Source organism: Streptomyces lydicamycinicus (genome assembly GCF_000829715.2).
In the GTDB taxonomy this organism is placed as follows: domain Bacteria; phylum Actinomycetota; class Actinomycetes; order Streptomycetales; family Streptomycetaceae; genus Streptomyces; species Streptomyces lydicamycinicus.
Genome location: NZ_BBNO01000009.1, coordinates 213,884 through 227,186, shown reverse-complemented (window position 1 = coordinate 227,186; position 13,303 = coordinate 213,884). Strand labels below are relative to the sequence as shown.

General features: G+C 71.0%; 9 protein-coding genes. 6 read left to right on the top strand and 3 right to left on the bottom strand.

The features are described 5' to 3' along the window. Positions 1–47 precede the first annotated feature (47 nt). Positions 48–1,088: a LacI family DNA-binding transcriptional regulator gene (locus TU31_RS30365; RefSeq protein ID WP_042160473.1), complete on the bottom strand. Its 1,041-nt coding sequence runs from the start codon at positions 1,086–1,088 to the stop codon at positions 48–50. 143 nt (positions 1,089–1,231) lie between these two features. On the opposite strand from TU31_RS30365, the gene TU31_RS30360 reads away from it, so the two are divergent. After that, on the top strand, positions 1,232–2,185 hold the full coding sequence (locus TU31_RS30360) for an ROK family protein (protein ID WP_042160471.1): 954 nt from the start codon (positions 1,232–1,234) through the stop codon (positions 2,183–2,185). Positions 2,186–2,466: 281 nt separating this feature from the next. Next, entirely contained in the window at positions 2,467–4,518 is a 2,052-nt protein-coding gene (locus TU31_RS30355; RefSeq protein WP_042160697.1) for a serine/threonine-protein kinase, read from the top strand. 63 nt (positions 4,519–4,581) lie between these two features. Here TU31_RS30355 and TU31_RS30350 read toward each other — a convergent pair whose 3' ends face one another. Next, positions 4,582–6,645, bottom strand: a complete 2,064-nt coding sequence (locus tag TU31_RS30350; RefSeq protein ID WP_181018703.1) for an NPCBM/NEW2 domain-containing protein — start codon at positions 6,643–6,645, stop codon at positions 4,582–4,584. A gap of 269 nt (positions 6,646–6,914) precedes the next feature. Here TU31_RS30350 and TU31_RS30345 point away from each other — a divergent pair, with 269 nt between their 5' ends. The 4 genes from TU31_RS30345 to TU31_RS30330 all read left to right on the top strand — a co-directional run bounded on the left by TU31_RS30345 (position 6,915) and on the right by TU31_RS30330 (position 11,426). Beyond that, positions 6,915–8,171, top strand: coding sequence for an ABC transporter substrate-binding protein (locus TU31_RS30345; RefSeq protein WP_042160470.1), 1,257 nt, complete (start codon positions 6,915–6,917; stop codon positions 8,169–8,171). A 44-nt stretch (positions 8,172–8,215) separates the two neighbouring features. Further along, complete coding sequence (locus TU31_RS30340) at positions 8,216–9,127, top strand: carbohydrate ABC transporter permease (RefSeq protein WP_042160468.1); 912 nt, start codon at positions 8,216–8,218, stop codon at positions 9,125–9,127. Then, entirely contained in the window at positions 9,124–10,041 is a 918-nt protein-coding gene (locus tag TU31_RS30335) for a carbohydrate ABC transporter permease (RefSeq protein ID WP_042160466.1), read from the top strand. Before TU31_RS30340 ends, TU31_RS30335 begins: the two co-directional genes overlap by 4 nt. 350 nt (positions 10,042–10,391) lie before the next feature. Beyond that, a complete protein-coding gene (locus TU31_RS30330; protein ID WP_042160464.1) occupies positions 10,392–11,426 on the top strand; it encodes an NUDIX hydrolase in 1,035 nt (344 codons plus the stop codon). Positions 11,427–11,905: 479 nt separating this feature from the next. Here the strand turns inward: TU31_RS30330 and TU31_RS30325 are convergent, their stop codons facing one another. Then, positions 11,906–13,255 carry a dipeptidase gene (locus TU31_RS30325; protein WP_042160461.1) on the bottom strand — a complete coding sequence of 450 codons (1,350 nt, stop codon included), beginning with the start codon at positions 13,253–13,255 and terminating at the stop codon, positions 11,906–11,908. Between the last annotated feature and the right edge of the window lie 48 nt (positions 13,256–13,303).

The following is a 13,303-nucleotide window of genomic DNA, read 5'->3' as shown; positions in this document are numbered from 1 at the left end:
GCGGCGGCCCTTGGGGGGCGGCGGTCCCGGCGTGTGCGGCGGGGAGCTCAGCTCTCCGCAGGCGGGATCTCGCCCGAGCCGCGGGGGATCAGCCGGGTGGGTATCTCCATCCGGCGGGGGGCGTCATCGGCGCCGTCGAGCCGGCGGAAGAGCAGCTTCGCCGCCGTACGGCCGAGTCGTGCGGCGTCCTGGGCGACGACGGTGATCGCGGGGTTGACCAGATCGGCGAGCTCGAAGTCGTCGAAGCCGACGAGGGCGACCGGGCGCGGGTGGCCGGCGAGCACCCGCACGGCCGTGACCGTGACGCGGTTGTTGCCCGCGAACAGCGCGGTCACCGGCTGCGGGCCGGCCAGCATGGCGGTGGCGGCGGACCGTACCCGCTCCGGCGCGGTCGGTCCGAGGGAGACCCAGGACTCGTCAACGGGCAGGCCGGCGGCGGCCATTGCCGTACGGTAGCCGCGCAGCCGCTCATGGGCGGTGTGGATCCGGGGCTGGTCGCCGATGAAGCCGATCCGGCGGTGGCCGTGCGCGATGAGATGGGCCACCGCGTCCTGGGCGCCGCCGAAGCTGTCGGAGAGGACGACATCGGCGTCGATGCGGCCGGCCGGGCGGTCCACGAAGACGGTGGCTATCCCGGCCGCGATCTCCGGTGCCAGATACCGGTGGTCGTCCGCGGCCGGGATGATGACCAGGCCGTCCACCCGCCGGGCGCACAGGGCGAGCACCAACTCCTGTTCGCGGGCCGGGTCCTCGGCGCTGGAGCCGTTGATCAGCAGGGCGCCGTGACTGCGGGCGACTTCCTCGACGGCGCGGTTGAGCGGGCCGTAGAAGGGGTCGGCGAGGTCCTCCAGGACCAGGCCGATGCTGGCGGTGCGTCCCTTGCGCAGAATCCGGGCGGAGTCGTTACGGCGGAATCCGAGGGCCGTGATGGCCTCCTGGACGCGGCGTTCGGTGTCCGGGGTGACGCCTGGTTCGCCGTTGACCACACGGGAGACCGTCTTGAGGCCGACCCCCGCGCGCGCTGCGACATCCTTCATCGTGGGCCGGGTGCCATAGCGGCGGGACGTGCCCCGCGCGGTGTCGCTCACGGTGTGCGGTCCTGATTCTGTCGGCATCGGCGTGTGGCGTCGAGCATAGCCCCTAGACAACGTTGTCAATCGCGGGAAGACTGGCGTTCTCACGCCGGGCCGGTACGCTCGGCCCCCGGGCCCCACCAGGAGATTCCACACCGATGCAGACGGACCTCAGCGCAGCCTTGGACATCGGCGGCACCAAGATCGCCGGCGCTCTGGTGGACCCTCACGGCAGACTGCTCGTACGGGCCGCCCGGCCCACCCCCGCCGACAAGGACGGGGCGACGGTGATGCGTGCGGTGGCCGAGGTGCTCGGCGAGCTGGCGGCGGCGCCGGACTGGGCGCGGGTGGCGGCCGTCGGAATCGGCAGCGCGGGCCCGGTGGGCGCCGCCACCGGCACCGTCAGCCCGGTCAACATCCCCGGCTGGCGCGACTTCCCGCTCGTCGCCGGAGTGCGGGCGCTTGTCGGGGAGCGTCCGGTCGTCCTGGTCGGTGACGGCGTCGCGATGACTGCGGCCGAGCACTGGCTGGGCGCCGCACGGGGCCACGCCAACGCCCTGTGCATGGTGGTGTCCACCGGGGTCGGCGGCGGGCTCGTCCTCAACGGCCGGCTGCACCCGGGACCCACGGGAAACGCCGGACACATCGGCCACATCAGCGTCGATGTCGACGGGGACCCCTGCTCGTGCGGGTCCCGCGGCTGTGTCGAGCGGATCGCCAGCGGCCCCAACATCGCCCGCCGGGCGCTGGCCCACGGCTGGCAGCCGGGACCCGACGGTGACACCAGCGCGGCCGGCGTCGCCGCCGCCGCCCAGGCCGGTGACCCGGTCGCCCTGCGCTCCTTCGAGCGAGCGGCCCGGGCGCTGGCCGCCGGGATCGCCGCCACCGCCACGCTCGTCGAGATCGATATCGCGGTCATCGGCGGCGGGGTCGCGGGCGCGGGCGAGGTCCTCTTCCGTCCGTTGCGGGCGGCTCTGCGGGACTACGCGACGCTGTCCTTCGTGTCGGGCCTGACGGTCGTACCCGCCCAAATGGGCACGGACGCCGGGGTGGTGGGCGCCGCGGCCGCCGCACAACAGTCCCGCCTCGATGCCTTCGTCCCGGCGCCCTGACGTCACCACGGGGCCCCGTGCGCCCCTTAGTGTGGTGCCCATCGCGACGACCACCGTGACGCAGCCGGTGGTTGGCAGGGGCACGGGTAGCGAGGGGATCGGCGACGGTGACAGCGGGGGAGCGTGCGCAGGGCGGAGCGGACGGGGAGCCTGAGGCGAGCGGGGCGAACGGCGGTGAGCCGGCCGGCGAGCCGGCGCGCAGCGCCGACGGCGGGGCGGGCCACGGTGCGCCCGGAGCCGCCGCGGCCGCGAGCGGGCCGCAGCGCGGCGGTGACGCGGATCTGACCGGGCGGCTGCTGGGCGGCCGTTACCGCGTGACCGGCCGGATCGGACGCGGTGGCATGGGCGTGGTCTGCCGCGCCGTCGACGAGGTGCTGGGCCGCGAGGTCGCGGTCAAGGTCCTCCGCGCCTACACCGACGCCTCCGCTCCGGAACTGGCCGATCTGCGCACCCGGATGCAGCGCGAGGCGCGGGCCGCGGCCCGTATCCGGCACTCCGGTGTGGTGACCGTCCATGACGTGATCGACGAGGACGGCCGGCCCGTCATCGTCATGGAGCTGGTCGACGGCCCGTCGCTGGACGATGTGCTGGAACAGCACGGCGCCCTCGACCCGCGGGAGATCGCCCGGATCGGCGCCCAGGTGATGGATGCCCTGGAGGCCGCCCACCAAGTGGGCGTGCTGCACCGCGATGTGAAGCCCGGCAATGTGCTGCTGGACAATTGGGGGCGCCGCCCGGGCCGTTCAGGCACCGGGGGAGCGCGGGTGGTGCTCACCGATTTCGGCATCGCCAGCATCGAGGCCCCGGGCGACGGCGCGACCACGCACCTCACCCGCAGCGGCGAACTGGTCGGCTCGCTCGACTACTTGCCGCCCGAGCGGGCGCAGGGCCAGGACCCCACCCCGGCCTCGGACATCTGGTCGCTGGGGATGACGCTGTATGCGGCGGTCGAGGGCGGCGGCGCGCCGTTCCGCCGTACGTCGGTGTGGTCGACGCTCACCGCGATCGTCACGGAGGCGCTCCCCGAGCCCCGGCGGGCCGGCCCGCTCACCCCGGTACTCCATGCCCTGATGGCCAAGAACCCGGCCGACCGGCCCTCCGCCGCCCAGGCCCGGGACCTGCTGGCGGCGGTGGCCGAAGGCCGCGAACCCATGCCGCCGCCGGCGCCCGGGGCATCGCATCCGCCGACGGTGACCGATGTCCGGGCGGCCGGCGCACCGCCCGCGGTGGGGGAGGGCGGCCCGGGGGCGGGTGCGGGCGGGGCGGACGGTGTGAGTGCCGGTGCGGCGGGTCCCACCGGCCCTGCCGCGCCCGGCCCCGCCGCGCCCGGCGCCACCGGCCCGAGCCCCGCCGGCCCGGCCAACGCCGGTGTACCGCCCGTCGGCCGGCCTTCCGGACCGGGGGCTCAGGGCGGCCCACCGACCGAGCCCACGCCACTGCCAGAATCGCCGCCGCCGACACCGACACCGACATCGACACCGGCACCGGCGCCTCCCGCCCCGCACGCCGGCCACCCCGCCCCTCCCGCGGCGGCCACCGGCCCGTACCCGGCGGGCTCCGGCGAGCGGGACACCGCACGGGTGCCTGCCCGGGGACGGCGTCGGGTCCTCCCGGCCGTGGCGGCGGTGCTCGCCGTGCTCGCGGCAGGTGGTGGGCTGACGTATGCGCTGGTCGGCGGCGGGGCGAGCGAGACGGTCGCGGACCGCGGGCGGCCATCGGCCCGGCCGGCCGGGACGCCCAGCGGGCCGGATGGCCGGGACGCGGCCGAGGGCAAGGCCGGCGGGGAAGACGGCAAGGACACGGGTAACGGCGAGGGCAAGGGCGGCGGGAAGAGCGCGTCGCCGTCCGCGTCGGACCGGCCCTCGGACAGCGGCGGGTCCAAGGGCACCGAGCCCGGTGGCGCGGGCGGGAGTCCGGGCGGGCAGGACGGCGGCTCGGGAGACAGCCAAGGTGGCACCGACGACGGTGGCGGTGCGGACGGTGACCACGGCGGTGCGTCCGGGGGGACCGGCGGCGACGGTGGCAGTGACGGCGGTGAGCCGACGCAGGGGCCGTCGTGCGAGTCGATCGGCGGCGGCAAGGCCAACTGCGACGTGTGGCGCAGCGCGCACTCGTACACCGCGTCCTTCGAGCAGGTCGGCACCCTCAACATGGGCACCAACTACTTCTACTGCCAGGCGAAGCTGGGCCGCCGGGAGACGTACGGGAAGTGGACGAACGTCTGGTGGGCCAAGACCGATGACGACAGCGGCAATTCCGGTGTCTACATCAGCGTCGTCTACCTCAAGGGCGGGGCGAACGACCAGCCGGTCCCCGGGCTTCCCACCTGCTGAAAGCCCGGTAGACGGTTCGGCTGCCGGGCGGACCGGCCGGCCCGCCCGGCAGCAACTGCCGCCTCAGCAGCTGAACGTGGCGTCCGCCCAGTCGGCGTGGTCGTAGTCGATACCGTCCCCGGCGTCGGTCACGACCAGCCGGACGGTCTGCGCACCGGCGACCGGGGCGCTGACGGCCCGGGCGGGATCCGCACCGGTCACTCCGGCGATCCGGGCGACCCGCTTGCCGTCGGCCCACACCTCGAAGTCCACCGAGCCACGGTCGCCCACCTCGTCGTCGAGGCCGGTCCGGGCGGTGAACGCGGAGCACCGCCCGCCCGTGTAGAAGCTCACCTCGCTGGCGGCGTGTACCCCGAGGCCCTTCGCGAAGCCGGTGCCGCCGATGCTGAGCGGCCGGCCGTCGCCGGCCCCCTCTTCCCCGACGCTGGTGTTCTTCTCCACCGGGCCCCAGCCGTTGGCGGCGGTGAGCCAGGGCAGTGCGGCGGCGTCCGCGGTCCCGGCCGGCGGGGGCACCACGACATGGGCCGTGCCGGGCAGTGTGGTGGTGCTCCGTTCGCCGCGCGGTGAGCGGTAGTCGGCGGTGAGCGGCAGGGCGTAGGCACCGGGTGCGGTGCCGGCCGGTGCGGTGATCCGCCAGTTGGTGCGGAGCGTACGGCCGCCGGGCAGGGCGCGGGCCGACGCGGGCGAGGTGGCCTGGACCTGCCAGCCCCGCGGGGCCTTGAGCGTCACCGTGAGGTGTTTGGCGGGGGTGCCGCCCAGGTTGCGGACGGTGGAGCCGATTCCGGCGGCGGTGCCGGCCTCGACCAGCGGCGTACGGTCGGTGCCGGTCTCGACGGCCGGCGGATAGGTGGCCCAGCGCGGGTCGGCGGAGACCCGGTAGACGGTGGTGCCGTGCGCCGGGACGGTCGCGGAGACGGTGCCGGTGGTGTGGGTGTCCCGGTGCTGCCACAGATCGCGCAGCCGGTAGCCGTCGGCCTGCGGCAGACCGATGTCCTTGGCCGTGGTGGAGATCCGCTGCGGCCGGCCGGTCTCGTTGAACAGCGCCACCGCACGGTCCCCGTTGGCCAGTTGCCGGACCACCGTCCAGCGGCCGTCCTCGGACTTCAGCACGGTGGCCTGCTTGCCCAGGGTGTCCTGGTCGATGGCGATGAGGTCCTTGTTGGCCAGGATCTCGAACGTCTCCGGGGTCGCCTTGCGCAGATCGGACCCGATCAGCAGCGGGGCGGCCATCATCGACCACAGGGAGAAGTGGCTGCGGTACTCGGTGTCCGTCATCCCGCCGTTGCCGACCTCCAGCATGTCCGGGTCGTTCCAGTGCCCGGGCCCGGCGTGCGCGGCGAGTGGCAGATTCTGCTTCGCGATGGCGAGCATGCTCGACCACGAGTCACTGATGTCGCCGGTCGTGCGCCACAGATGCCCTACGTCCGACGCCCACTCCCAGGGCTTGTTCTCGCCCCATTCGCAGATGCTGTAGACGATGGGCCGTCCGGTGGCCTTGAGCGCGTCCCGCATGGTGCGGTACCGCTGCTGGGCGTCCACACCCAGGTTGTTGCAGTTGTCGTACTTGAGGTAGTCCACACCCCAGTCGGCGAACTGCTGGGCGTCGGACTTCTCATGGCCCAGGCCGCCGGGGAATCCGGCCGGGTTGCAGGTTTTGATGCCGGCGCTCGTGTAGATGCCGAATTTCAGGCCCTTGGCGTGCACATAGTCGGCGACGGCCTTGATGCCGTGCGGGAAGCGCTGCGGATCCGGTACGAGCTTGCCGTGCGCATCGCGGGTGGGCAGCGCCCAGCAGTCGTCGAGATTGACGTACTTGTAGCCGGCGTCCTTGAGGCCCTTGGTGACGAAGAGGTCGGCGATGCCCTTGACCATCTCCTCGTTGAACTCCGCCCGGCAGTGCGTGGAGTTCCAGTTGTTGAAGCCCATCGGGGGCGTCTGGGCGAGCCCGTCGGGAAGCCGGGGGGCCGGAGCGGTCCCGGTCGTACGGGCGGCGGGGGCCGGGGCGTCGGGTGTCCGGGCCGCGGCGGGCAGGGCGGTCACGCCTGCTGTGCACAGCAGCGCGGCGGACAGCGCTCCGACGATTCTTCGGTGTCCTCGCCGGTGGATGGTGCCGATATGAACGCGCATGCTTCGCGTCCTCCGTCTTCACGAGAGGTGTGGTGGGGGCATGTACCGGTCACTGGCGAGTGTTTACGGTAGGGCTTGTTGGAGTCTGTTGGAAGAGGAGCGGTAACGGTTCCTGCTCCGCCTGCCAAAACCCTTGACGCGCCGTGCCGTTCGGAGTGAGATCCCACCACTCGCGTTCGTTTCTGTTTGGTTCCACCCCTGAGGAGGGGGATATGGTCCCGTCAACGTTCAGCGGCTCGGCTGCACAGGGGGAAGCGGCAGGACGTCGGATGTCCCGCCGGACACTGCTGAGGGGCGCGGCGGTCGGCGCGGGGGCGGTGGCCCTCCCGTCCGTGCTCGCTGCCTGTAGCGGCGGCCCCGGCGGCGTCACGATGGGGTCCAACGCCTCGGACCCGGTGCCGAAGAGGGCCTTCGCCGCGGCCTTCAAGGCGTACGAGAAGAAGTCCAAGACGACGGTGCGGGTCAATACCGTCAATCACGAGAACTTCCAGGAGAACATCAACCGCTATCTCCAGGGCACCCCGGACGATGTCTTCATGTGGTTCGCCGGAAACCGTATGCAGTACTTCGCACAGAAGGGGCTGCTCTCCGACATCAGCGACCTGTGGCGGGACTTCGACGGATTTTCCGAAGCACTGAAGAAGCAGTCGACGGGCCTGGACGGCAAGCAGTACCTGGTGCCGTACTACTACTATCCCTGGGCCGTCTTCCACCGGAAGAGCGTGTTCCGGGAGAGGGGATACGACCTCCCCAAGACCTTTGACCAGTACCGGGCGCTCGCCAAGCAGATGCAGAAGGACGGCCTGGTGCCGTTCGCCTTCGGCGACAAGGACGGCTGGCCGGCGATGGGCACCTTCGACTACCTCAATATGCGCGCCAACGGCTACGACTTCCATATCGCCCTGCTGCGCGGCGAGAAATCCTGGAACAGTCCGCAGGTGAAGCAGGTATTCGACCTGTGGCGCGGTCTGTTGCCCTATCACCAGAAGGGCGCCAACGGCCGTACCTGGCAGGAGGCCGCACAGACCCTCGCGCAGAAGAAGGCCGGTATGACGGTGCTCGGACTGCCGCACCCCGGCCAGCAGTTCAGCGCCGCCGACCGGGAGGACCTGGACTTCTTCCCCTTCCCGGAGATCGACCCGGCCCACGGACAGGACGCGGTCGAGGCACCGATCGACGGATTTCTGATGTCGAAGAAGGCCAAGGACAGGGACGGGGCGAAAGAGCTGCTGAAGTTCCTCGCCACCCCTCAGGCGGAGGACAGCTACCTCAAGTCCGACCCCAACAACATCGCGGTCAACAGCGGCGCCGACACCGCCGCCTACACCCCGCTCCAGAAGAAGGCCGTCCAACTCGTCTCCGGCGCCCGGCAGATATCGCAGTTCCTGGACCGCGACACCCGGCCCGATTTCGCCTCGACCGTGATGATTCAGGCGATCCAGCAGTTCCTGAACAAGCCGGATGACATCGACGGACTGGTGAACGACATCGAACGCCAGAAGAAGCAGATCTTCTCCGCGACGTGACGCGCCGCCGAACGGCCACCGTGAAAAACGGGGAGCGAACCGCCGTGCCGAACCTCCGTGCACGGCGCGCCCGGCGACCGGGACCGCGCCGGTACACCCGCCGCGACCGCCTCGTCCTGGGCGTGCTGCTGGGCCTGCCGATCCTGCTCGACCTCGCCCTGATCTGGGGCCCGACATTCGCCTCCGTCGGACTGTCCTTCACCACCTGGGACGGTATCGGCGATATCCGGTGGACCGGCCTCAAGAATTACGACCACCTCTTCACCGGCTACCCGCAGTTCTGGCCGGCGGTCCGCCACAACCTGCTGTGGCTGGCCTTCCTGGGGCTGCTCGCCGCCCCCTTCGGCCTGCTGCTCGCCGTCCTCATCGACCGCGGTGTCCGCTTCAGCCGCTTCTACCAGTCGACGCTCTATATGCCGGTGGTGCTCTCGCTCGCCGTCGTCGGCTTTATCGCCCAGCTGATCCTCTCCCGAGACCAGGGCGCGCTGAACGCGGTCCTCGGCGACGACAATCCCACCGACTGGCTGGGAAATCCCGGAATCAACATCTGGATGGTGCTGCTGGCCGCCTGCTGGCGGCACACCGGCTATGTCATGATCCTCTATCTCGCCGGACTGAAATCCGTCGACCCGGGCCTCAAAGAGGCCGCCGCCCTCGACGGCGCCAGTGAACGCCAGACATTCTTCCGGGTCGTCCTTCCCACCCTGCGCCCGGTGAACGTCATTGTCGGTGTCATCACCGTCATCGAATCGCTGCGCGCCTTCGACATCGTCTACGCCGTCAACAAGGGTCGTAACGGCCTGGAACTGCTGTCCGTGCTCGTCACCGACAACATCATCGGCGAGGCGAGCCGCATCGGATTCGGCTCGGCGCTCGCCGTCGTCCTGCTGCTGGTCTCCCTGGGATTCATCGTGACCTATCTCGTCCAGGAACTCCGAGGGGAGCGTCGGCGATGACCGCCTCTGCCACCACCGCCCCGCCCGCCCTGCGGCCGGAACCCGCGGCCCCGGCACCGGCGCGCCGCCGCGGCCGGTTCGGTGTCCACCTCTTTCTGGGCGCCGTCTCGCTCGCCTTCCTCGCCCCGTTGCTGCTGGCCGTCTATGCCTCGCTGCGCCCCTACGAAGAGACCGCGCGATACGGCTATTTCTCCTTCCCCCGACGGCTCTCCTTCGACTACTACCGGCAGGCATTCACCGACTCCGGGATGAGCAAGTACTTCCTCAACTCGCTGCTCATCGCCGTCCCCGGGGTGCTGCTCACACTTTTCCTGGCCTCGTTCGTGGCCTTCGCCGTGTCCCGGCTGCGGATTCGCGGCGGCATCATCCTGCTGATGGTCTTCACCGCCGGGAACCTGCTGCCCCAACAGGTGATCGTCACCCCGCTCTATGCCCTGTTCAACCGGATCCCGCTGCCGTACTGGATGTCCGACTCCCTGACGATGTACGACTCCCTCTGGGCCGTCATCGCCGTCCAGACCGCTTTCCAACTCGGCTTCTGCGTCTTCGTCCTGGCCAATTTCATGCGCACCCTGCCGCAGGAAATCCTGGAGGCCGCGATCGTCGACGGAGCCGGCGTCTGGACACAGTTCTGGCGGGTCACCCTGCCGCTGTGCCGACCCGCGCTCGCCGCCCTCGGCACCCTGCAATTCACCTGGATGTACAACGATTTCCTCTGGGGCCTGGTCTTCCTCTCCGACGGCGACAAACTCCCGGTCACCTCGGCCCTCAACAATCTGCGCGGCGAATTCTTCACGGACTACAACCTGCTGGCCGCGGGCTCCGTCCTCGTCGCCCTGCCCACGGTCCTGGTCTTCCTGCTCCTCCAGCGGCATTTCATCGCCGGTCTGACCCTCGGCGCGAGCAAGGGGTAGGCAGGAACCGTACGGACCCGGCCGCCGGGCCCCACGATGGGCCGCCGTCATATGCGACGCCTCGCGGCCCGGCGCGGTTCGAAAACCCGGTATCGGGTGGGGGTTTCGGTACAGGAGGGGCGGGGGAGCGCTTGTTAGCCGGGGGCTACGCGACGGCGGATACGGTGACCGGCATCCGCCGCACGCGGCATTTCTCGATCGGCACGTCCATGGGTGAGCGACTTCCCCTGGCCGGGCCGATAGTCGAATGTGCAACGTTCCCGGTCGTGCGCGCGGCCCCTGGTTCCCGAGCGTTTCCGTGGCAGGGTGTTGCGGGCAACTCACCTGGGGTCTAGGGAAGAGGGGAAACCGTGATCGTCTGGCTGAACGGCACGTTCGGTGCGGGCAAGACCACTACGGCTCAAGAATTGCTCGACCTGCTTCCCGGAAGCACGCTCTACGACCCCGAACTCCTCGGCAGCGGACTGCGGTTGATGCTGCCGGCCAAGCGGTTCGAGGAGATCGACGACTATCAGGACCTGCCGGCCTGGCGGCGCATGGTCGTGGACACCGCCGCCGCCCTGCTCACCGAAGTGCCCGGTCCGCTGGTGACGCCGATGACGCTGCTGCGCCAGGAGTACCGCGACGAGATCTTCGGCGCCCTCGCCGCCCGCCGGATACCCGTACGACATGTTCTGCTGCATGCCGAGGAAACGATCCTGCGAGCGCGGATAGCCCACCGCGCGGAGACCTCCGACGGCCCCGGAGCCCAGGCGTCGATCCGCCGGTGGAGCCTGGAACACCTCACGCCGTACGCGGACGCCCTGCCATGGCTGCGCGGCGACGCCCACGTCGTCGACACCACCCGGCTCACGCCCCGGCAGGCCGCCGAGCAGGTCGCCGAGGCCGTACGCACCGGCGCCGGCACCTGCGACATCGTGCAGACCCCGGAACCGACCGCCGAAACCCTCGCCGCCGGTGTCCTCCTCTTCGACGACCAGGACCGGGTCCTGCTCGTCGACCCCACCTACAAGGCCGGCTGGGAATTCCCCGGCGGCGTCGTGGAACGCGGTGAGGCTCCCGCCCAGGCCGGCGTGCGCGAGGTGGCCGAAGAACTCGGCATCGAACTCCCCCGCGCCCTCAGCCTGTTGGTACTCGACTGGGAAGCCCCCAACCCACCCGCCTTCGGCGGACTGCGGCTCCTCTACGACGGCGGCACCCTCTCCCACGACCGCGTCAGCAAACTACAGCTGCCCGGCGCGGAATTGCGCGACTGGCGCTTTGTGACGGAGACGGAGGCCGAGACGATGCTGCCACCGGTCCGGTGGAACCGCCTTCGCTGGGCGCTGCGCGCGCGGGAGCGGGGGTGCCCGCTTTATTTGGAGGCCGGCGCCCCTTTGGGGTAATCCCCGCGTTTTTGTCTTTCCCGCCGTGGGTGTTGCTCGCCGTTTGTTGCCCGCTTGCGCGGTGCACCCGCCGTTGCGCCTGCGGCGGGCGGTGCCGCTGCGCGGGGCTGTTGGGGTGCGGTGACGGGCCTCCGGGGCAGGGGTGTGGGACTGCTTCGCTTTACGTCCCACACCCCTGCCCCTCCGGCCCGTCCCCTCCCGTGGGATGGGTGGAAAGAAGGCCGGTGGGGGTGCACGTAGCTGGTCCGGTGCGCCTCGTCGGTCGCAGTGACTGGGCTATCAGTGGCCGGCCCCCACTCACCTGTACTCATTCCTCCCACGGGAGGGGACGGGCCGGAGGGGCCTGGTGTGTGGACGTAAAGCGAAGCAGTCCACACACCAGGCCCCGGAGGCCCGTCACCGCACCCACAAACCACCCGCCCGCCGCAGGCGCAACGGCGAGAAACCACCACGACGGGACAGCCGAAAACGTGGGAAGCCTAAGCAAAACGCTGAAGGAAGAGCGCCTCCCCCAACGAAAGCCGCTCAAGTTCCTGCGGAGACACGCTCTCGTTGACCGCGTGGATCTGGGCCTCCGGCTCGCTGAGGCCGATGAGGAGGATTTCCGCGTCGGGGTAGAGCGCGGCCAACGTGTTGCACAGGGGAATGGAGCCGCCCATGCCGGAGGTCTGCATCTCCGCGCCGTCGTAGGCCTCTCGGAGGGCCTCGGCCATCGAGGTGTACGCGGGGCTGGTGGTGTCCGCGCGGAACGCCTGGCCCTGGCCGACCTGTTCGACCGCGACCCGGGCTCCCCAGGGAGCGGCGGTCTCCAGATGGGCGGCCAGCAGCTTGGTCGCCTCGGCCGCGTCGGTGCCCGGCGGTACCCGCAGGCTGACCAGGGCCCGTGCGCCTGCCTGTACGGACGGGGTGGCGCCGACCACCGGGGGGCAGTCGATGCCGAGTACGGTGACGGCGGGGCGGGCCCAGATCCGGTCCGCGATCGTGCCGTTGCCGAGCAGCCCGACGCCGTCCAGGACCTTGGCGTCGTTGCGGAAGTCCTCCTCCGGGTACTGGAGGCCGTCCCAGGTGGCGTCGGCGGCCAGGCCGGTCACCGTCGTCGAACCGTCCTCGGCGCGCAGCGAGTCCAGGATGCGGATGAGTGCCGCCAGAGCGTCCGGGGCCGCGCCGCCGAACTGGCCGGAGTGCAGATTGCCCTCCAGGGTGTCGACCTGGACGCGGACCAGGGTCATGCCGCGCAGTGTCGCGGTCACCGTCGGCAGCCCGACCCGGAAGTTGCCGGTGTCGCCGATGACGATGGCGTCGGCGGCGAGCAGTTCCGGGTGTGCCTCGGCGTAGCGTTCCAGGCCGCCGGTGCCCTGTTCCTCCGAACCCTCCACGATCACCTTGACGTTGACCGGGACGCCGCCGTGCTCCTTGAGCGCGCGCAGCGCCGTCAGATGCATGATCAGGCCGCCCTTGCAGTCCGCGGCACCGCGGCCGTACCAGCGGCCGTCGCGCTCGGTCAGCTCGAAGGGAGGGGAGACCCAGGCGTTCTCGTCCAGCGGCGGCTGCACGTCGTAGTGGGCGTACAGCAGGACCGTGGGAGCACCGGCCGGGCCGGGGAGGAAGCCGTAGACGGACTGGGTGCCGTCCGGGGTGTCCAGCAGTGCCACGTCCTGGAAGCCGTCCGCCCGCAGCGTGTCGACGATCCAGTTGGCGGCGGCCTCGCACTCGCTCCTGGGGAACTGGGCCGGATCCGCAACGGACTTGAAGGCCACCAGTTCGGCCAGCTCGGTCCTGGCGCGGGGCTGGAGTGCGGCGACGGTACGTGCGAGCGGGCTGTCAGGCATGGAACGCTCCTTGTGGGCGCGACGTTGTGCGTACGGGCCGTCCGGCCT